Here is a 686-nt window from a genome sequence, read left to right as displayed (position 1 = left end):
ACGCTGGCGGTGGCGATGGCGGAGATCTTCTCCCATGTCGTGGGCGGGCCGGCGATGAAGGCCTTCTGGTATCATTTCGCGATCCTGTTCGAGGCGCTGTTCATCCTGACCGCCGTCGATGCGGGGACGCGCGCCGGACGCTTCATGCTGCAGGACCTGATCGCGCTGGTGGTGCCGGGCTTCAAGGACAGCAGGAGCATGGTGCCGGGGATCGTCGCGACGGCGCTGACCGTCGCCGCCTGGGGCTTCTTCCTCCATCAGGGGGTGACCGATCCGCTGGGCGGGGTGAACACGCTCTGGCCGGTGTTCGGCATTTCCAACCAGATGCTGGCGGCCATCGCGCTGATGCTGGGGACGGCGGTGCTGTTCCGGATGAAGCGGGACCGCTACGCCTGGGTGACGCTGGTGCCGACGGCCTGGTTGCTGGTCTGCACCCTGTCGGCCGGTGTACTGAAGCTGTTTTCCGCTGATGCGAAGGTCGGTTTCCTGGCGCATGCGGCCAGATTCAGCGGCGCGGCCGGCCGGGGCGAAGTGCTGGCGCCGGCCAAGTCGATGGCGGAGATGCGGCAGATCATCTTCAACGACCGGATCGACGCGGCGCTGGTCGCGATCTTCCTGTTCGTGGTGCTGGCGGTGCTGGTCTTCACCATTCGCACCTGTCTCGCGGCGCGGAAGGTGGCGGGGTC

At 67.1% G+C, this 686-nt stretch carries 1 protein-coding gene; it reads left to right on the top strand.

Annotated features, from left to right (window positions below; translation table 11 throughout):
• The coding region (locus tag MRBLMA1_RS14055; protein ID WP_363737458.1) for a carbon starvation CstA family protein at positions 1-686 on the top strand (686 nt) is incomplete at both ends.

It is taken from the genome of Sphingobium sp. LMA1-1-1.1, assembly GCF_040676365.1.
In the GTDB taxonomy this organism is placed as follows: Bacteria; Pseudomonadota; Alphaproteobacteria; order Sphingomonadales; family Sphingomonadaceae; genus Sphingobium.
Note: the sequence above shows the minus strand (reverse complement) of the source record. Positions and strands in the feature narration are given on the sequence as shown.